The sequence below is a fragment of the Motilimonas sp. E26 genome (assembly GCF_021278025.1).
Taxonomy (GTDB): Bacteria; Pseudomonadota; Gammaproteobacteria; order Enterobacterales; family CBDFNC01; genus Motilimonas.
Genome location: NZ_JAIBHJ010000023.1, coordinates 23940 through 44640, shown reverse-complemented (window position 1 = coordinate 44640; position 20701 = coordinate 23940). Strand labels below are relative to the sequence as shown.

Annotated in this window: 18 protein-coding genes; 1 reads left to right on the top strand and 17 read right to left on the bottom strand. The window is 40.8% G+C overall.

Features of this window, described 5'->3' with window-relative positions:
• Positions 1-4 precede the first annotated feature (4 nt).
• The 14 genes from K1M91_RS16560 to wecA form a co-directional block, all read right to left on the bottom strand.
• Positions 5-778, bottom strand: a complete 774-nt coding sequence (locus tag K1M91_RS16560; RefSeq protein ID WP_232803377.1) for an oxidoreductase — start codon at positions 776-778, stop codon at positions 5-7.
• Positions 778-1464, bottom strand: a complete 687-nt coding sequence (locus K1M91_RS16555; RefSeq protein ID WP_232803376.1) for an acylneuraminate cytidylyltransferase family protein — start codon at positions 1462-1464, stop codon at positions 778-780. The genes K1M91_RS16560 and K1M91_RS16555 overlap by 1 nt, the downstream gene beginning before the upstream one ends.
• 16 nt (positions 1465-1480) lie before the next feature.
• Positions 1481-2467, bottom strand: a complete 987-nt coding sequence (locus K1M91_RS16550) for a Gfo/Idh/MocA family oxidoreductase (protein ID WP_232803375.1) — start codon at positions 2465-2467, stop codon at positions 1481-1483.
• Positions 2467-3525, bottom strand: coding sequence for a nucleotidyltransferase family protein (locus K1M91_RS16545; RefSeq protein WP_232803374.1), 1059 nt, complete (start codon positions 3523-3525; stop codon positions 2467-2469). Before K1M91_RS16545 ends, K1M91_RS16550 begins: the two co-directional genes overlap by 1 nt.
• Entirely contained in the window at positions 3522-4181 is a 660-nt protein-coding gene (locus tag K1M91_RS16540; RefSeq protein WP_232803373.1) for an acetyltransferase, read from the bottom strand. Before K1M91_RS16540 ends, K1M91_RS16545 begins: the two co-directional genes overlap by 4 nt.
• The gene (gene neuB, locus K1M91_RS16535; protein WP_232803372.1) at positions 4171-5244 is read right to left on the bottom strand and encodes an N-acetylneuraminate synthase; all 1074 of its coding nucleotides are present in this window, start codon (positions 5242-5244) and stop codon (positions 4171-4173) included. The genes K1M91_RS16540 and neuB overlap by 11 nt, the downstream gene beginning before the upstream one ends.
• A 7-nt stretch (positions 5245-5251) precedes the next feature.
• Complete coding sequence (gene neuC, locus K1M91_RS16530; RefSeq protein WP_232803371.1) at positions 5252-6421, bottom strand: UDP-N-acetylglucosamine 2-epimerase; 1170 nt, start codon at positions 6419-6421, stop codon at positions 5252-5254.
• A 43-nt stretch (positions 6422-6464) separates the two neighbouring features.
• On the bottom strand, positions 6465-7604 hold the full coding sequence (locus tag K1M91_RS16525) for a LegC family aminotransferase (protein WP_232803370.1): 1140 nt from the start codon (positions 7602-7604) through the stop codon (positions 6465-6467).
• A gap of 64 nt (positions 7605-7668) precedes the next feature.
• On the bottom strand, positions 7669-8859 hold the full coding sequence (locus K1M91_RS16520; protein ID WP_232803369.1) for a UDP-N-acetylglucosamine 4,6-dehydratase: 1191 nt from the start codon (positions 8857-8859) through the stop codon (positions 7669-7671).
• Positions 8860-9028: 169 nt separating this feature from the next.
• The gene (locus K1M91_RS16515; protein WP_232803368.1) at positions 9029-10000 is read right to left on the bottom strand and encodes a Wzz/FepE/Etk N-terminal domain-containing protein; all 972 of its coding nucleotides are present in this window, start codon (positions 9998-10000) and stop codon (positions 9029-9031) included.
• 76 nt (positions 10001-10076) lie between these two features.
• On the bottom strand, positions 10077-12767 hold the full coding sequence (locus tag K1M91_RS16510; RefSeq protein ID WP_232803367.1) for an SLBB domain-containing protein: 2691 nt from the start codon (positions 12765-12767) through the stop codon (positions 10077-10079).
• 24 nt (positions 12768-12791) lie between these two features.
• Positions 12792-14117, bottom strand: coding sequence for a capsule assembly Wzi family protein (locus K1M91_RS16505; RefSeq protein WP_232803366.1), 1326 nt, complete (start codon positions 14115-14117; stop codon positions 12792-12794).
• A gap of 220 nt (positions 14118-14337) precedes the next feature.
• A complete protein-coding gene (rfaH, locus tag K1M91_RS16500; RefSeq protein ID WP_232803365.1) occupies positions 14338-14856 on the bottom strand; it encodes a transcription/translation regulatory transformer protein RfaH in 519 nt (172 codons plus the stop codon).
• Between the two features lie 17 nt (positions 14857-14873).
• Entirely contained in the window at positions 14874-15974 is a 1101-nt protein-coding gene (gene wecA / locus K1M91_RS16495; RefSeq protein WP_232803364.1) for a UDP-N-acetylglucosamine--undecaprenyl-phosphate N-acetylglucosaminephosphotransferase, read from the bottom strand.
• A 460-nt stretch (positions 15975-16434) separates the two neighbouring features.
• On the opposite strand from wecA, the gene K1M91_RS16490 reads away from it, so the two are divergent.
• Entirely contained in the window at positions 16435-18330 is a 1896-nt protein-coding gene (locus K1M91_RS16490; RefSeq protein WP_232803363.1) for a nucleoside-diphosphate sugar epimerase/dehydratase, read from the top strand.
• Between the two features lie 50 nt (positions 18331-18380).
• On the opposite strand, the gene K1M91_RS16485 is transcribed toward K1M91_RS16490, so the two are convergent.
• The 3 genes from K1M91_RS16485 to K1M91_RS16475 are packed head-to-tail and all read right to left on the bottom strand — an operon-like array spanning position 18381 to position 20675.
• On the bottom strand, positions 18381-18944 hold the full coding sequence (locus K1M91_RS16485; RefSeq protein ID WP_232803362.1) for a sugar transferase: 564 nt from the start codon (positions 18942-18944) through the stop codon (positions 18381-18383).
• Positions 18944-19909 carry an NAD-dependent epimerase/dehydratase family protein gene (locus K1M91_RS16480; RefSeq protein WP_232803361.1) on the bottom strand — a complete coding sequence of 322 codons (966 nt, stop codon included), beginning with the start codon at positions 19907-19909 and terminating at the stop codon, positions 18944-18946. Before K1M91_RS16480 ends, K1M91_RS16485 begins: the two co-directional genes overlap by 1 nt.
• Entirely contained in the window at positions 19887-20675 is a 789-nt protein-coding gene (locus K1M91_RS16475; protein WP_232803360.1) for a glycosyltransferase family 2 protein, read from the bottom strand. The genes K1M91_RS16480 and K1M91_RS16475 overlap by 23 nt, the downstream gene beginning before the upstream one ends.
• Between the last annotated feature and the right edge of the window lie 26 nt (positions 20676-20701).

The window sequence follows — 20701 nt, the reverse complement described above, 5'->3', positions numbered from 1 at the left end:
ATTTTTACAAACTGAAACCATCATCTACAACTAAATTTTGCCCTGTGACATAGCGTGATTGCTCAGAGAGCAAAAACAGCACAGAGCCTACAATTTCTTCAACATCCAACATCCCTGCACCATGCGTTTTATCCTTATAAGCTTGCAAAAAAGCATCTGGTTGGTTATCAAAAATACCACCCGGACTTACACAGTTGATTCGAAAACGGCTGTCATTTACGTAGGACACCACGTATTTGTTAAGATGCAGGATAGCTGATTTGATTGCAGCGTATTCAACTGGCATCGTCATTGGTGTGTTGTTATAGATCTCGAATTTCGGTGCAACCACCCCATAAATTGAGGAAATATTCACCAGCGAAAATGAATTTTGCCTCGACTTAAAAAATGAGGCGCATTGTTGGGTGAAGAGAAAAGCACTCCCCAAATGTAAGGATAAGTTTTCATTAAAACTCTCTAAGCTCACATCAAAAAGATGCTTACCGTAAGTTTTATTTCTTGGATAAGTCGCATTTACAGCTCCATCGAGCTGTAAATCATGTTGCTTAAAAAACTTCGTTACATCAACTTCATTAGTTACATCCAACTCGCGGCAAGACAACCTTTCATCATTGATATTAATACCCAAAGAAGAAAGACGAGCTTGCATTCCCTCCAAACTTATATCTGCAGCAATAACCCTTGCATCTTGTTTAAGCAAAGCGGAAACTAGCCTAGTCCCCAAAAGACCTCCAGCGCCCGCTACAAAGATAGCTTTGTTTTCAAGTAGCTTTTCCATTAGTGTCCCTCAATTATCGCTTCTGCCAACTTGAAATCATAAATATCGTCGATATCAACTGCTCGCTCTTTTGGCACTTCAATACTGGTGACTTTACCAGAAAAAATCCCATAGTGGTTCAAAACAAAGTTGGGGGTCGTGGCATACACTACCGTGGTGATATCAAATACCGACGGTGCATCTTGGCGACGCGAAACCTCTGCGTGTGGCTTATTGACAAGTTCAACCATTCCGGACTCGGCCAGCTTAACCATATTGAAAAAGGGACTACGACTAGCTGGTGTTACAGAGATACATACATCCGCTTCTGTAGTGTTCAGCTTAGATATTGCCCCTTCAACATCGCCAACACTCCTTAATGGACTTGTAGCAGGTAAGCTAACAAAACCATCAAATTCACCATAGCTCGTTCGGACCCATTCGATAGCATGGCGCCAAGAAAGCCATTCAGGGCTAGTATCGCTGGCTAGCTCTGCTGGTCGGTCGATAACAATTGCACCAGCGGCAATTGCGACTTCAGCAATCTCTGAGTCATCGGTTGAAACAAACACATGCTCAATCAAAGGTGTGGCCAAAGCCGTATCAACCGAATATTGCAACAACGGTTTGCCAGCTAAAAGTTTGATATTTTTCCGTGGCAGCCCCTTAGAGCCACCTCTTGCAAAAATAAAAGCAAAATTTTTCATTCGATCATTAACCTTCTCATTCACCCGATACAGATCTCATTGGAAAACGCTGTTTGATATGTTCTATCAGTTCAACACTTTTCGCCGCCTCTGCAAGTGAAACACATTGATTTGGCTGTTTTTGGATAAGCGCGGCAAAATCAGTAATCATTGCCGTATACATTTGGTTTTTATCCCACGTTGGTTCACTGTAAAGTACTTGAGCACCTTGAGGTGATACGAATCGAATTTCATTGCCGATTAAGTCCCACTCCAATGCTCCTTTACTGCCCACAAAACGGCACTGGCGATACGCATTTCGCTGCAAAAAATCGAAGTGCATATGCACAATGGCTTGCTTTGTGGTGCTCAAAAGCATGTCTGCGCTATCTTCAACTTCCAGGCTAAGCTCTTCAGTTTGACGCAATATAGCGTGCTCTAAGATCAACTCCCCCAATAGCCATTGGGTGTAGTCAAACTCATGGCTAAGTTCTAACAAAGCACCACCACCTAAACTTGCTTTAGCTGAAACACTCTTACGATAGTCCTTACTAGGACGCCAGTCCGGCAAATACTGCCCAATCTCGATATGAGCATGATATAAATACCCGACTTTATCTGACGCGAGTAGGCTCTTTATTTCCAGCGCAGAAGATAGATAACGTAGGCAATAACCAATTGCAATAGGTGTTTGATATTGTGAGGCAACACCCTGCAGCATCTTTAATTCATCGAGGGTTGCTGTCACCGGTTTCTCTATTAAAACTGGAATGCCAGCTTCAATCAGAGGGATAGCGTGCGCGGCATGGAACGGCGCAGGCGATGCAACGATTACGAGTTGAACACGCTGTTCTATCAACGCATCAATTGAAGGCACTAAATGATCTGCATCATTAACGATTTCTTGAGGAATACGCCCGCTTGCCGACATAGCATATAATTGCAGATTCGGAAACAATTGTTTTAAGTTTCGACGATGGCGAGTAGCGATATTTCCCAACCCAACAACAGCAGCTCTTTCCATTAGTCCAAACCCAAGGTGTGGATATCAGCTTGTGCTCGGTTAAAGTCATCCATTCGACCAATATCTAACCAGTATTCGTGAATAGGAAACATTAAAATATTGTCGTTGTCTCGCATATGCTGCTCAAGAAGAGTTGGCATATCTATCTTGTGATTCTCAGGGACCGACTGTACAACTTTCGGAGACACCACGTAAATTCCTGCATTGACGAAAAACCTTTGGATCGGCTTTTCAACCATACTTTTGATTTTACTCCCTTCACCATTGATTACACCATATGGAATTTGATAATCATATTCACGAACGCACATAGTTGCATCCGCCTGATTCTCATTATGAAATACAAGAAGCCTTTGAAAATCAACTTTAGTAAGAACATCACCATTAATCATAATAAGTGGTAAGCTTTGAGGTAAACTACTCGGTAGCAATCCTAAAGCCCCGCCTGTACCTAAAGGAGATGATTCATGTACATATGTAATAGACCCCCCTAGTTGTGAACCATCACCAAAGTAATTTTTAATGAGTTCCGGCATGTAGTGCGTTGAAATATAGAAATTAACAAAACCAGCGCTTATAAAACTACGAATGAGTGTTTCTAAAATGGGTTTACCGCCTACTTTCAACATTGGTTTAGGGCAATTATCTGTTAGAGGCTTCAATCTTGTTCCAAACCCACCTGCCATGATAAAAACGGGGTTTTGATAAACAGGCTTTTCGAATAAATGATTAAGTGTTTCTAAGCCAACTATGCACCCATTTTCAATTAGTGGAATTGAAAGTATGTCTTTCTCTTCCATCAATTTAATCAACTCTTTCTTCGCTGTATTGGCACAAGCTGTTACCGGCGATGTATTCATTACTTTTGAAACTTCGGTATCAAGTGTTAATCCATTTAGAATACCACGACGAATATCGCCATCTGTTACAACACCAATTAAACGCTGATCGTCACCAACCACAATAGCCACTCTGAGCGCTTCAGTATCGATAATCTTTAACGCCTGAATGATTGTACTGTCCGGACTTATCAATACATTTTTCCAGCTCTGACTCATGAATTAGCCTTAATGATTTTTGTTCTTGACGGATAACAAACACTATTAACAGGTATGTTCGATGTAACAATAACCCCTGCACCGACTATGGCTTGCTCTTCTATAACGATATTTTGAATAATCGTCGCCCCTGCTCCCACAAAGACATCCTCTTTTGTTAAACTCTGACCACACACTACGGCTCTTGGTGCAATGTGATTATATCGACCAATGCTTGTATCATGTTCGATGATCACGCCACTATTAATGATTGAATGACTGCCAATAATCGCACCCGCTTGAATGAGTGAACCTTGAAGAATCTGCACGCCTTCTCCTACGCTTGCATAACTAGAAACATTTGCACTATCGGAGATGACTTTTTCAAAGTGGTAGCCAAGTGACAAAAAACGTTCACTCACTCTACGCTTAATGTTTGTTTTCGGCATCATCCCGATGCCATTAACAAGTAATACATCTTCAGGCGAGTAAGCCAAAATGCCATCATCATTTTTTAAGTGTTTAATACCTGCAAAAACCTTTCGATTAATGATTTGATCAGGAGAAACAACCGCTAATATTTCACGATTTTGCGTACGTAAAATATCAACCAACACACTCGCATGACCACCGGCACCGATGATAATGAGCGGTTTTAAACTGTTACTACTCAACAATTAAATCTCCAGCTTGATAAGTATGGGAAGCTTCTTTGCCCAAAAGCTCCCAATAGCGATAAGGAGACACGCCTGAACCAGGACGTTTAATGGTCAAATTAGCCTGCGACCATATTTCACCAGCTTTAATGTCTTTTGCTGCGACTAAGCTCTTACGTGCAACAGCCTTATTTTTTACCTCTGACACAGTAGGGCTTTTAACTCCCACTCCCAAAGCAATTTCTACTTGGCGAATAGCTTTCACCATTGCTGCAAGCTCTTGCGGTTCGAGCGAGGCTTTATGATCTGGGCCTTCCATATTTTTATCAAGAGTGAAATGCTTTTCAATCAGCACCGCACCTCGCGCAACAGCTGCGATAGGAATGGTAATTCCTTCACTATGATCTGAATAACCAGCAGGAAGCTCAAACGCACGCCCAAGTGTATCCATTGCTTTTAGATTTATCTCAGCCATCGGCGCAGGATATTCAGTTGTACAATGTAAAATCGTTACTTTTTGTTTAAGCGCTTGTTGTCCCGCTTCCGATGCATAAGCTTGTTGAAATGCAAATTCACTCGGTGTGGCTGTTTTATCTGCAATATAGCCAAATGCTATCACCCCTAATACAGCTTCAATTTCTGATAAGGTTGCCATACCAGTAGACACTATCAAATCACAGCCTGTTCTTGCATGTTCAAGCACTAGAGGAGCATTTGTTATTTCGCCAGAAGGTATTTTGAGGCGAGTTAAGCCTAAATCGTTGACTAGAAAATCTAAACTTTCTGAATCAAATGCAGTAGATAAAAATTCAATGCCCAGAGATTCGCAGTGATTTACTAGTTGGTGATGCGCGTCGTATGAAAGCTCTAAACGGCTCAACATAGCCAGTTGTGATTCTTGTTTTTGGGTGTTTGTTACTTGATATTCTGCTTGCTTCGCATCTTCAGTGACCAAATTTTTTGCTTTGAAAGTTTGAAACTTAACGATATCTGCGCCAGCTTTATATGCGGCATCAACTAGTTCAAAAGCTAATTTTTCATTGCCATTATGATTAACACCAGCTTCAGCAATAATTAGAGTCATTGTTCTCTCACTTAACGTCGTTAAAGTTTATATCGTAAAAGGTTTTACTTGGTTTGAACTCAAGCGACTTGATCATCTCAATCACTTGGCTGCTTGTGTCACCTTGGCCATATGGATTAGGTACTTTCTCATTGTCATGCTTATAAGTACGAGATATTGCGACGCTGATTGCAGCCGAAATAGCCCTTTTATTAGGCTCTGCATTCAACACGCTTTTTGCAGCTAAGCGTCCTTTTTGTCTTGATCCAATGTTTACGGTTGGCACATCAAAGGCTGGCACTTCAATAATACCGCTTGATGAATTGCCAATTACAGCTACAGCATTGGCAACAGCGCTGAGGTAGCGAACCTGACCTAAAGAGGGTATAGCAAAAACACGTGTAGAATTATTCCGCGCGTATTCTTCCAAAATAGGAATAATTCGACGCCCACCATCATCCGCATTAGGGTAGGTAAGGATCACTTGGTAGTTGGGATACTCATCTAGGGCATCAAGCAGTGCTTGAAAGCTCGCAATAGGCTCTTCACCACCAAGAGTGACGGGATGGTAGGTAACAAGGAAGTATGGCTTATCTATTTTAAAATTAAGGGATTCAGATAATTCAACAACTGTCATGAAAGTTGCACGTTTTAGGTGGTCTAAACCTATTGCGCCTACATTTTTCACCCTATCTGGTGATTCACCAAGCTGTATTACCCGCTGACGATACTCTTCTGTTGATGTGCCATGGAGGTAACTCAACTTGGTTATTGCATGCCGAATAGCGTCATCATAAGCCCCTTCTGTGATCTCCCCACCATGCAAATGAAGAATGGGAATGCGCATGATCATTGCCGTTTGAGCCGCTGCTAACGCTTCAAAACGGTCGCCTAAAATGACCAGTACATCGGGTTGCAATCGTGCGAGTGCATCAGAAAAACCTAACACTCCTAATCCCATGCTTTTAGCTGTACCCACAGCGGAATCAGACGACAATAAAATTTCTATCTTCTCGTCAATATTGAAACCATCTTGCTCTATTTGCTTATAGGTCTCACCAAATTCAGGCGATAAATGCATTCCAGATACAAGAAGCTGCAAACAAAGCTCTGGATCATTTTGAACGTCTTTTAGCAGCCAAAATAGAAGTCCGTACTCTGCCCGTGTACCAGTGAAAACCGCAATTTTTCTAGTCATAATACTAAACTTGCTATTCCTAATTCTATCAACTTAATTAAATTTAAATTGGACTACTAGGTAAGTTAATCAAATGCATTTCAATGTGTTCTGATTGCGTTAACTCACCACGAGGTGCATTTTTGAACATGGGCAATCGATGCATTAATTGCCAAATAGGACGCGTCATAACTCCTGATTCATTTGTTTCTTTTAGTAGTGCATCTCTTGCTTGTGCTGATGGGCAAATTACCGCATTTAGCCAGTAATTTGATTTGGCATACTCAGGCTCTACGACAAATTTAAAATCGCCCTTTGCAAAAAAATCTTGGTAACGGTTAGCCAACTCTCGCTTTTGGATCAGATATTGCTCTAATACTTCCATTTGAGCACAACCGAGCGCTGCATTTAAGTTTGGCATACGGTAATTAAAGCCTGCTTCATCGTGATAAAACTCATACGGGTGAGGCACTTTTGCTGTTGTGGTGACATGTTTAGTATGCGCACCTAGTTCTACCGTTTTACATAAAACCATACCACCGCCACCTGTGGTAATGATTTTGTTACCGTTAAAACTAACTGCTCCAAAATCACCAAGAGTACCAGTGTGCCTGCCTTTGTAAAATGAACCTAAACTTTCCGCGGCGTCTTCAACAAGAGTTAGATTCCATTTATGACAAACTGCAATTAACTCATCTAGTTCAACAGGATGGCCAAATGTATGCATAGGAACAACAGCCCGAATAGGCCGCTTGGTTTGCTTATGTACGCACCCCATATCTGTCAAAGTCGCATGTTGTGTCAGAAACTCGTCAACTGCCTTTGGACATAACCCCAAACTTACAGGGGATACGTCCACAAAAATAGGCTCTGCCCCCATGTGATATAAGGCATTGCATGTTGCAACAAAGGTTAAAGCTTGAGTAATAACAAAATCACCACTTTGAACACCAGCCATATATAGCGAAGCATGTAAGGCAGCGGTCCCATTTACAGTAGCAACCGCTTTAGCGCTTCCGGTGTAATTTTCAATCTTTTTTTCAAATTCATCGACAAATTTGCCAACGCTAGAAACAAACGTGCTCTGTATTGTTTCTAAAACATAATTCTGCTCATTGCCATCAAACCTTGGTGCATGAAGCGGGATAAACTCATTGGTTTGATACAATTCACGAACAAATTCAACGATTGAAGTATGGCTCATTACTTGACTCTCATTCTAAACTGAAATGGATCAACTAGACTAAATACACGTGTAGTAAATTTGGTTACATCTTACTATCAAGATATTTACCCGTTTCTTTATGACCAAAATCAGGGATCATAGTAAAAAAGAGCTTCACTATTTCATCTTTACTCCATCCGCAATCTGACTTCATTTTATCTATTGTGGTTTCGAATAGCTTAAGAAGTGATTGGTCATAAAGTGGCTCGTTTTTAATAATGCCTAAATTGCTAAAGCGATCCATATCCAGTGTTTCTTTATTTGTAAAAAACTCCTCGAAATCTTTCTCACCTGTTGTATCACTTGAGGTGAATAAACAAGGCCACTTACCTTGAGCCGGTAAAGTATTAGATAATTCTCGCGCCTGATCTTCTGTTTGACACAAGTAAGGCTTTAAACCTCTTTGTTCTAAATATTTCACAGCTATATCTGCAAATGTTATGAGGTGGAGAGCTTCGCTTAATTTAGGGAAAAAGATATCGCGATTTTCACCAAAAATGCATGACATTAAGCACAACTCGCCTGATTCTTGAGGGGTGACGAAATAACGTTTAATGTCATTGGGAGCAACAATTGGCTGATTCTTTTGTAAGCGCTGGTTAAACCCATGAAGTAACGAGCCATCAGAAAAAGCAACATTTGCAAAGCGAGCAGTAGAAATAGAAATCTGCTCACTTTTACGCATTAGAAACATTTCCATAATGCGCTTAGAAGCTCCCATCATGTTAACTGGATTAGCGGCTTTATCAGTAGACACGCAAAAATATTTTTTTACACCTGCATCTATCGACTGCTGGATGGTTTTATCGGTATTAAATATGTTTACTTCGATCATGCGCATTAACGTAAAGGGGTCTTTCTCGCTACGGACATGCTTTAAAGCCGATAGGTTTAGTACATAATCATATTTCCCATCCGATTTAATAAACGCATCATACTCGATTGAGCCAATGTCTAATGCAAACGTTTGAAAATCGCCATCAATGTAACCAAATGAACTACGGATATCTCGAACTAACTCAACCATGTTGTTTTCACTAATATCAACGACATGTAATTTCTTTGGATTACGTTTGAAAATCTCTTTTGTTACAGCTTGACCGATTGAACCAGCTCCGCCTAAAACAAGAAACCTTGAGCTAGATACGATGCGCTTTAACTCTTCATCATGAGCAGTAATGTCAGATACAAACAACGCTTTGTCGCGTCCGATTAGAGGCAAAATATTGCTCATACACTTAAGTTCCTAATTCAATTCTAGCAGTATTACGTCTCAGTCCTTAAAGCCAATCTGAGACACATTTATTTTGTATTGATAGTGTGGTTTCTCGTTTAATCTTTGTTGAAACTGAGATTACTGGTTTCTAACAAACCGCCCAAATAGTTTTACAAAAAAGTAGATACTAAATTTGTTCTTCTTTTCTAAAAGTGAACCGAATCAGTACAATTACACAACCCAACATGCCACCTAGCAACGTTCCTAACACACAAATTAAAGCGCGTTTGGGCTTGCTTTTTTCTTCAGGTACAACTGCTGGGTCTACGACCTTAAATACAAACTCATCTTGAACTTTGGCTAACATTCTGTTTTTAATCTGGTCTTCAATTAATTGATAAAATACGCTTTGCATATCTGCAATAGTGGTTTGATTTAATTGCTCTTGCAAATAGTTAATATTTTTTTCACTTTCTAATAACTCTTTTTCTTTCATCACTTGGTTTAAGTCTTTAATTAATAATGTCACCCACTTCTGCGCAAGATTCGGGGATAGAAATTCAACTGACAAAGTAACTAAACCATTTTCTTTATCTTGTGATACAGCAATGACTGGTTGAAAGAGTTTATAAGATTCCCAATCGGTTGGGGTGATAGATTCCCCAGGTTTCACCTCACGAGTCCATTCACCTTTAACCGAGTCATACACCTCTGGATCTAGAATGAGTTCGTCACTATCTTTATTCCATTTCATACCAGCGAATAAAGGAATCTTCACATCGTATTTATTAATAAAACGGGTTTGGAATTCTCGAGATTTTAACACCGCCATTGCCAATTGCGTTTTATCACTTTTACCACCGCCTATGTTTACACCCGCTAAAGCGGCAAGGCCACCTAACTGCCCCAAGCCACCGGCACTACCTTCTCCCGAACTTGGCGCTAACAATGCCTGCGCTTTGTAATAATTTGGTTGATTGATTGCAAAGATGACGGCACCAGCAGCAAAAATGACAGTGCATAATATGATTAACCATTTGCCTTTCCATAAGGCGCCAAATAGCTCTCGTAGATCTATTTCATCATCTGACTCACTATTTTGTTGCTGAAAATATTCCGGGCTAATGTATATAGGTTGCTGTTTGATTTCTTGAGTCATAATTCTTAAATATAAATTTGGGCTTAACAGCTATACAAAACTGCTAAGCCAATTAGTAACGAATAAGCTAGTGTTTTTACTTAATAGCAGCCCAAGCAACGCCAACTTGGTACAAAATTTGCGTGGCAGAGGTGAGCACGCTCAAGCCGTCGACATAATCTGTATCCATAGGTACGACAATGGTGTCACCCGGCATTAACTTATCCTCACCACGCTTAAACCAGTAGCTGCTATCGGGCAGCATGACCGAGCCATTAGCGCGAATAACATAGATACGATCGGTATCCGCTTGTTTTTTCGGACCACCGGTGGCGTTGATGTAATCTTGAACGGACATATTGCTGTCAAAAATCAACGATGTTGGCATTTGTATGTGTCCCATCACGGTAACAATATTACGCAATGGCGGCACATGTATTTTGTCACCGTTTTCTAGCAAGATGTTTTGTTGTTTATTGCCTTCAATCACTTGATCTAAGTTAATCACCATACGGCCTACCGGGCTTGCAATGGCAAGTTTGTCAACTACGCCCATAGCATCGCTTACTGGCGAGGCTTGCTGCAGCGGATTACTTGAAGATTGACGGCGAAATGCTAGGGTTGATACTTCTTGACGTAATTGTTCATGTAAGTATCGTAGTTTTTGCGCTTCTTGCTCACGTAAACTTTCGCGCGAGAATACCGCTCCTTGTGGGTAAGCATACTCAGTTAAGCCGCCAGCACGCTCAATCAGCTCAAGTAGTGTTTCACCACGTTTGAAAGTATATCGACCGGGAAATAGTACTTCACCACCCAATTCAATACTTAAGTCTTCGCGCCATTCTGGTTTAGCAAAAATATTAATGCGGTCTTTACTAATTAGCTTGATTTGCTGCGATGATGAGCCATTAAATACTTTATTCAGGTCTATATCACGGTGCACTATATTACTGCGTCCGTCCTGTTCAATAATTCGACTCATTTCTGCTCGTGCTAGGTGAGCTGATTCTTTTAAACCGCCAGCTGCGTTGATTAAATCTTTTAGGCTTTGTCCTCTCGCCAGAGGGTAAACGCCGGGAAATTTAACCGCGCCGCGAATTTCTACTATCTGCACCGGTTTGCTAATTCCAGCCTGTGCTTTAAGCTGTGCAATCACTGGCTCTAGCAACATGTTACGTATATCTTGTGCACTGCGCTCAAGACGGGTTTTATTATTTAGGCTATCAATTTCAAGCTTGCCTGATTGCTCATCATTGGCCATGTCTGCATCACTAATGCCACCTAGAGAGGTGTTTGCAACATTGTGAAAACGCTTATTTTCTGCTTCATCTTCTGTTTGTTCATTCCTAGTCACTAAACTTTCGCGTTGGGTCACCGTTTGGCGGCGCATTGCTTCCAAACGACTTTCCGTTTCGCCTACTGTTTGTGTAGACAGCTCTAAACTGCGTCCCAAATCTTTATTGAGAATGATGACTTGGTCGCGTTTTTGCAGTATTGGGTCGGTTGTTGTACCCGGTGCTGTTATTGCATTAGCTAGGTTAAACTGTAGCACTTGGATTTCACCTTGAGTGTTAATCTCTCGAACAATTAAACCGTAGTTATAATCCGTAGCTGGAGTTAGATCTTGCTTACTATTGCCCACTAAATCACTTAAACGTAAGCCATTTTTCCAGTTGTACGCGCCAGGACGCTCTACCGCCCCCAGTAAGCCGATGGCGTTATTGAATTCGCCTGGCACACGGGTAACTTTGATACTATCACCGCCGCCCACTTTAAAGTTACGCCCAGCCTGTGTGGTAACATCAATGTTGAATACGTCAGTACCTGAGTCTGTCACTCTGGCTACACTAATGTGCTGACTAAATGCGCGCTCGGTAAAACCACCCGCTGCTCGGATCACATTCATGATCGGCGTTTTGCCTTTTAATTCATAAATTGCGCGGCGACGCACTTCACCGTCTACCACTATAGTTGCACCGCGAGGTGGTATAAAAATTGTGTCACCATCACGTAACCTGATGTCATCACTGGTATTACCGTTTAATAGCAAGTCATATAAGTCAATTTGACGTAACAACTCACCGTCTCGCTTTATTTGAATTTTACGTAGCGAGCCTAAAGTATCGATACCGCCCGCTGCACGCAATGCTTGTGTCACGGTGGCCAGTGAACTAAGCACATAAGTACCAGGCTTATAAGCATCTCCTAAAACAAATACTTGCATCGAACGAAATTTGCCTAAACTAACGGTAACTTCAACACCGATAATTTTACTTTTGATGAAGGCCGTTAAGCTCTCTTGCACTTGAGAATACGTTTGCCCAGCAATCATCACTGGACCTAAGCGCGGTAAATCGATAGTGCCATCGCGCTTCACAATGAAGCTATAGCTATTGTTGTCTTTACCGAATATTTCAATATTGAGCTCATCGCCAGAGCCCATCATATAGTCAGCGGGGGCAGGAATATCGCCTATGGGCGCCATACTACTGGGCTCTCCGGCAAATAAATCATAGCCAAACAACTCAAGCTCACTTGCAACTTTAGTTGTGGCCTGGCGCTTGCCTATGGTTGGCTCTATTTTCGTTTCTTGTTCCGTCGTGCCTTGGCTTTGCAAGGTTGAAACGTCAATTCCATACTGACTTGCAAGCGCCTCTTGTTGCGATTTTGGCAAAGCTTGAAATTGGGCTATTTGTGAAGGCGTTGGCGACGCGGCCATTGCTGTTGTTGCAAAGGCAACACTTGAAACAAATAATGCGATTAGTTTAGATTTTTTCGTATTAGCCATGTATTTCCATTTCCGCATGGTCGATTAAAACCTGTAATCCCAGCTTGTTGCTAGTTGCAGGTTATCTTTTTGCCAGTCTGCATCACTCATCGAGAGCCGTATGCTAAATAAGCTGCTTAGCAGTGGTAACTGATATTCACCACTAAGTCGATTATGTTGTTTGTGATAACTTTCAAAATGATAAAAAAGGTTAAATTGCTGGTTATTACTTAACTGAACGTACCCGCCAACAGAGAGCTGGTTGGATAACGAGTGTAGTTGATAAAATTGACCTGACTCTATTTTTTTTAATCCATTTAAGTGGCTATTTAACTGATTGTTATCAGCCAGTGGATTGTAGCGGTTTTCAAGAACAAGCCTAAGTTGGGCGCCCATCACTTGATTTTGTAAATCAATACCTGTGATATTTGCGCCCTGCTGGCCAACACCATCACTGATCAACTGTTGAGAGTAAACACCACCATTCCAACCATTAAAAGTGGGTAAGCTCAGTCGACCTTCAACAATAAATTGATTGTTATTCTCTGCTGTTAAACCGAGCACGTCATACCACAGCCATTGTTGTGACTTTTTATCTGTTTTGCCTTGATAGCGAATGTAGCTAGCACCTAAACTTAGTGGTTTGGCTACGGTTACGTTAATTCGACCCGCCCATTTCTGTTGGTATGGCGAAAGGTCGTTAACATAACTAACCCCACCTTCAAGGTAAACAGCATCGAGCTCTGACAAGTCGTTACCCGCATAGGCGATATATGCGAGAGGGGCTGGACGGGATGCGAATGGCTGCGCTAGATTCGATTGCCAACTTGCCCCCCACCACTTATGTAAAGACCCAACCGTTATATCAACATTACCTGTGGTATACGCGGCGAAAGAGCCATCAAAATTGATGTCAGCGTCTTCGCCGTGTGGCTGGCCATAGTTGATGTTCAACCTAGCCGCCGTTCGCTTATGGGTGGTGCTATAAGCGCCTTCTACTTGCCACTCTTGGCCGTTGTATTGACCATAACTACTGGGCGACTCAAAATTAGCCGCGGTTAATTTAACTTGTTTGTTACCACGCTCAAGCTGGGCTGTTTCTAACGCATATTGAACATGCCGGTAAGCATTTAGCACATTATTAGGTAAATTATCTAAAGAGGCTTTTTTTAAGTCGCGCGCAACCGTATGCCAAGGCAAAGGAAAGGTCTGTAAAGGTGTAGATATAAGACCAGCATCCGCTAATAATTGCAGATCAGCACGCAAGTAAGCATCGTCGGCTTCAACCCAAGGAGAGGCGTATAAGGCAGGAGAAGCAACAAGCAATAACGAAAGACACAGCTTTTTAATGAAGACAAAGAGTCTCGACATAAATCTAGAAACATCCTGTAATAGTACAACTTAAAAGTACTAAAAAATAAATTTTAAACACGCTACCGCCCCAGGGTTTCAGCTCCCTCAGTGCTGTAGTCATATAGTAATTGTTAGCTGTCACAATGTTATCGGCAGATTGTCACACCAAAGTCATTAAAACAAATAACAATGGCATTTTTGTGACAACTGCGATGGTAAGTATTTTACATTCATCTTGCTAGGCAGCAACCGTACATTGCACATTGGGCAGGCTTATCTTTTGCCACTGGTTAATTAACTTTATCAGTAGCATGCTGCGCTCCAAACCATCATCAGATTGATAAATAGCTTCAAATCCAGCAAATGGACCTGATTCTACTCTTACCTTATCTCCTGACTTTGGTAACTGGCAAAGCACGCGTTGCGCGTGCTGGTCTTGCTCTATTGAGGTAGACAAGTGCTCGACAAAGTCAGCAGAGACGCTAGCGTAGTTACCGCCAAACTTAACAAAGTCATTGACTCCCCGAGTGGAGCGTATCGCATTGAAATTAGCTCGTAGGGGATCTATTTTAACGAATAAGTAAGAGGGGAACAGGGTTTCAACAATGAGCTTCTTTTTACCTCGAACACACTTCTCAATACTGAGCGTTGGGTAGAAGCTTTCGATACCCTGGTTAGCCAAATGCAAGCTCGCTTTAGCTTCTTTTTTAGGTTTGCAATATAACAAGTACCACTTTGAGGGGACATTCCTACTCATAAAGAAAACCGTTATACCTACGCATGATTTTCTTTGAGTAATCTTACTTTATTAATTCTTCTTGCTCTTAGATATTTGGTGATTCGCCAAACATGCTGAACAGCGTAAGAATAACAAAAAAAAATAGTAACAAAACCTATCATTAAGATATAACTTGGAATACTGAAATGGATCCCTAATAAACCAACGACACTCAAACCAGCCTGAACGATGGTAATGATCAGCAACGATAGCCTTGATGTAAAGCCCGAGTGTAAAAAGATATGGTGTAAGTGGTTTCTATCCGCTTGGAAGGGCGATTGCCCCTTGCGTATACGTCTGATCATAATTGAAGCCATGTCCATTAATGGAATAGCAATAAACCATAGCGCAGCAGCAGCACTGAAAGAAGTGTTTTGAGCGTCGACTTGGGATCCTGAAAGCAGTAAGAAAACGACACTGAAACCTATCATCATACTACCTGCGTCCCCCATAAATATCTTTTGCTTAACAAAGAAAAGTTTTAGGTTAACTACCAAAAAGGGAAGAATGGCCGCGCAAATAACCAAACAAATTAACATTGGAACGGTTTGACTACTCCAACTGAAAGCTATCGCCATTGGCAGTAACGTCATAATGGATAAACAACCACATAGCCCATCAATACCATCAACCATATTAAAAGCGTTAATCGCGCCGATAACCGCAAAAACAGTTAAGAAATAGCCAAGCCAACCTATATTCAGTTCACCAATAAAAGGCATCTCGCCAAGGTTATGGATGAATAAGTCACTTCCCATAATCATGATAAATGTAATGAGTGTTTGTACCGCTAGACGGATTTTTACAGATAGGTCTTTAGCATCATCAACTGCACCTAGAACAACGAGTATCGAGATACAGAAGATATAAGTCATTAATGGTGTGACTGACGAACTTATCCAGCCAAACACAACTGAGGCAAAAATAATACCAGTGAAAACACTAATACCACCAATCAATGGAACAAAACCAGTATGCTGTTTACGGGTACAAGGGTTATCCACTAACCCAACACGCTCTGCAATTGGTTTAAAGAATTGTATGGCCAGTAAGGTAAATAGAAAAACTAAGATAAGTTTTATGCTCAGAGTCAACATGACAGTCCTAAAGAAGCAGTAAATTAGGTGAAATTGGACGTGATGAATCTACCCAACCAACTTTTATAGTTTTGTGACCTAGGATAATATTAGTCAATACAAAAAAGCCTAACAACGTTTATTTACAATTTTTTACAAAAAATAGCAAAATAGACAACGTTATTAACTTCTCCTTTTATCTAAGCTATTGTTTGCAAAATACAACAGGCGCAAGCGTTTAGAGACACCTGCTATGTGTCTATAGGAGTAAGATATACTATATGCGTTTACCCAACTCTCGGACCTATCAATGTTGCGCTATTACAGTGCCCCTAGTAGCGATACCTTGTCACTAGGGTTCATTTATTTCTAACTAGTGATACTTTGCTTGCTTAAATACTGAAATCGGTATTTTTTCCAACTACTCATCTTTTAATAACGTGTGGTACAATCCCCCACTGAAATAAAAGCGGAATTATCGATGCCTTTTCACAAGCTAAATATATCAAGAAAATTCAAACGCTTAGCCACTATTATTTATGATGCATTAGGGATCATTGCATCCATTCTATTTGCATTGTTTCTACGCTTAGATTCCGCAGAACTCACTTTTTCACCAGGCTTACCAGAGCTAGCATCCACTCTTGTAACCGTAACTGTCTCAATCTTTTGCTTCATTAGACTCGGGCTATACCGCGCAATTTTGCGCTATATGACCATCAATGCTATCACCACACTGGTAGCTGGAATTACAACATCTGCCATCGTCCTAGCAGCCAGCAGTTATTACTTTCATAGCTTTATACCGCGCTCCGTGCCTGTCATTTATGCACTTGTGGCACTGATCATCCTTGGCAGTCCAAGGCTAATTTTGAGAAGCCTTGTTCACCAGCGCTTGCAACGCTACAAGCCTGCCATAATCATTTACGGTGCAGGCAATGCCGGCTACCAACTTGCTCACGCCTTATTTCGCGGCACAGACTACCGACCAGCTGCATTTATAGATGACGATGTAAAAAAACACGGCATTACAATACACGGTTTAAGGGTGTTTCCTTACAGCCAGTTAGAAAACTTAATTGCCACACACTGCGCTGTCAAAGTGTTACTAGCTTTGGGGAAAACCCCTCGCGCTGAAAGAGCCAAACTCATACAAACTCTTGAATCATGTTCCGCCGAAGTTTTATCTATGCCTAGTGTAGAAGATATCACCAACGGCAAAGCCAATATTAATGATATTCAAAGTATAGAAATAGAGGACTTGCTGGGTAGAACTCCCGTACCACCAAGTGATGACCTACTTGGTCGCTGCATTAGTAATAAGAATGTAATGGTCACAGGCGCAGGGGGATCCATTGGATCAGAGTTGTGCCGTCAAATTATTACCCAGCGCCCATCTAAACTTATATTATTTGAGCTCAACGAATTTAGCCTTTACAAAATAGAGCAAGAGATTTCGAAATACATATCTGTTAATGGGCTAGATACAAAACTACACGCAGTCTTAGGTTCAGTCCAACGGCAAAAAAGATTAATGATAGTCATGCAAAAATATCATATCGACACGGTCTATCATGCTGCGGCCTATAAGCATGTTCCTCTGGTAGAAGATAACGTGGTAGAGGGTGTCAGAAACAATGTATTTGGAACTTGGCGTTGTGCCGAAGCAGCAGTCAGCGCAGGGGTTAAAAATTTTGTGCTCATCTCAACTGACAAAGCAGTGAGGCCAACTAATGTAATGGGCGCCTCGAAACGTATGGCAGAGTTGGTTCTTCAAGCGATGGCGCCGCGTAGCCCTAGCACTTTTTTTTGTATGGTCAGATTTGGTAATGTACTAGGATCGTCAGGTTCCGTGGTACCTTTATTTAGAGAGCAAATTAAACAAGGCGGACCGGTTACTGTTACCCACCCAGATATTATACGTTACTTTATGACCATTCCTGAAGCGGCACAATTAGTGATACAAGCTGGTGCGATGGCCAAGGGGGGAGAAGTATTTGTGTTAAACATGGGCATGCCGGTTCGCATTATTGACCTAGCTACACGAATGATTAAGCTTAGTGGGCTAACGTTAAGAACAGAAGACGACCCGTTTGGTGATATTGAAATCAAGATAACCGGACTTCGCCCAGGAGAAAAGCTATATGAAGAGCTGTTAGTGGGTGAAGACTCACATCCAACAGAACACCCTTCAATTATGAAAGCTGACGAGGAGTTTCTTCACTGGCACGATTTACTGAAAATCATTGAACCATTGGATATCGCCTGCTCGGACTATGATGAAGCCAGTATTTATGAAATATTATTCCGCGCACCAACCGGATACAATACCAAAAGTGAACCAAGCCAAACACCATCCCATTCACTGGCATCCTAATTAAGCGATATAAAGGCACGATTAAAATAAGCTAATATAAAATAATTCTATTAAGGCCTAGCGGCATCACCTCTTCCAGCGCCAAAAATAGTCATAAAAATATATTTGAAATACTGTCTAATAGAAAAACCCGCTAACATTTTCTTATCCATTTCCGCAAGGTGTATTGGAGTGGACATATCAATATTATTGACCTGAGCCAAACCTGTAATACCAGGTAAAACTGAATAAATTTCGTATTCTTCGCGGGCTTTAATTACGTCGATCTGATTAAATAAATTAGGTCTTGGTCCGACCAAACTCATATCTCGTTTCAATACATTAATCAACTGAGGCAATTCATCTAACTTAGTCTTTCGTAATACCCGCCCAACGGGTGTAATGGATGAGGTTGCAACGAGGTGGCTTGCGACAGACTCCGTATCTGGTTTCATCGTTCTAAATTTTATTAAAGAAAATGGTTTTTTATTTTTCCCCATTCTAACCTGAATGAAAATGGGCGAGCCATGATCGAAAAAAATAATGATATAAATACAAAAAAGTATCGGAGAAAGCATTACTAAAGTAGTAATAGCAATAAAACAGTCAAAAAAGGTAATTATATTATTTCGCATTAAAATTTCTTTATTTTATTAGCCACACGTTTCAAGATAAAGTCGTCAACAGTATGCTGTACGCCCGATTCAAAAGAGCCAGGAGGTAACCAGCCCAAACGCTTCTTTGCTTTATTTATATTAACTTGAAACGAATCGGTAACTCGTGTAACTACATGTTCTTTTTTCAGTATTTTTGATATAGATAAAATAACACGCTTAGGGACAGGGAAGTTAAGCGAGTACACTTTAAAGCAACTTGCAATTACATCGAACAATCTTTTTGTAGAGACATCATCATCATCAGAGACTAGAAAGACTTGGTTTCCCGCCTGCGGGTGGTTTGCGCAAAGCGATATAAAGCTCACAAGGTTGCCGACTGAAATAAAACTTCGTCTATTACCATCAAGACTATAGAATGGTAAAGGCACCCTTTTATAAACACAGTTCAAGATGGAAGAAAAATTGCCTCTTCCTCTAGGGCCATAAACCAAAGGAGGCCTTACAATGACATATTCCATACCGGTTTGGGCGGATATTACTTTTAAGCCTTCTTCAGCATCATATTTACTTTTCGCGTAACTACCTTGAGGGTTTGGTTTATCAGTCTCACAAAAAGCTTCCCTATTCTCGGTGGTTTCACCGTTAACCTTAGCCGTACTGATAAAAATAAACCGCTTGATACCCGCCTTGGCCGCTTGGGTGGCTAAATTCAACGTTCCTTCGACATTGACCTGTCTAAGAAGGTCTAACTTTTCCTCTTCAACATCATGATTAATCGCGGCACAGTGAATGACCACATCAAATTGAAATTTATCTAATTGAAACAGAGTATTGCCATCAAAAGTTGGAACATATATGGCATCAACACATTGCGTGTCAGTTAAACAACGGTTGAGTACGGTCAACTTCACATCTAGCTCCATAAGGGTTTGCTTGAGATGACTACCAACAAAACCAGAACTACCCGTTAATAGTACTTGCATTTCGTCTCCCGATAAAACTTCTTAACATAAAACGAATCATGCTCGACAAATACCAACGAAAATGCGGAGAGAAAAAATTCCTGTTTTGATAGCCCCCTCGGTGTACAACCTTAATGTCTTTCATATAGACAACTTTTTCATTGAATTTTTTTTGTGCTCGGAAGCAAAGATCTACATCCTCGAAATACATAAAGTATCGCTCATCAAACCCTCCTAATTGGCGATATAAGTCAGCATGAATAATCAAGAACGATCCCGCTGCCCAATCGACCTCTGCACCATCAACTAGTTCAGACTTAATGTAAGGAGTGGTTAAGCTTTTCCCGAAAAACAAATTAAAAAAAGAAAATATATTAGGAAATTTTCTTAAAGATCTTTCTTCCATAGAAAGTTTTTCATCTGAGTATAGGTTTGCGGAATAAATACCAGAAGATTTAGATTCAATTTTCTTTATAAGACTACGAAACATCGCTACAGAAACAGTGATATCAGGGTTCAGCAGCAGAAACCAATCTGACGACAACATACCAGCCTCACATGCCTGCTCATAATTTATATTATTATTAGCACCAAAACCGAGTCTTTCCGCCGAGGCTGAATAAATAAAACCATTATCTAAACAATAGTCTCGGAGTTTTGAACTATCAACATTATCTCTAACAATCACTATTACATCATTTAGTTTTGATATCTCTCGTAAATCAGCATTAAAAATCAGATCATCATCATTAGCGTGAGACACGATAGATATATATATTTTAGCCATTGTAATGCTCTCAATATGTAAAACTA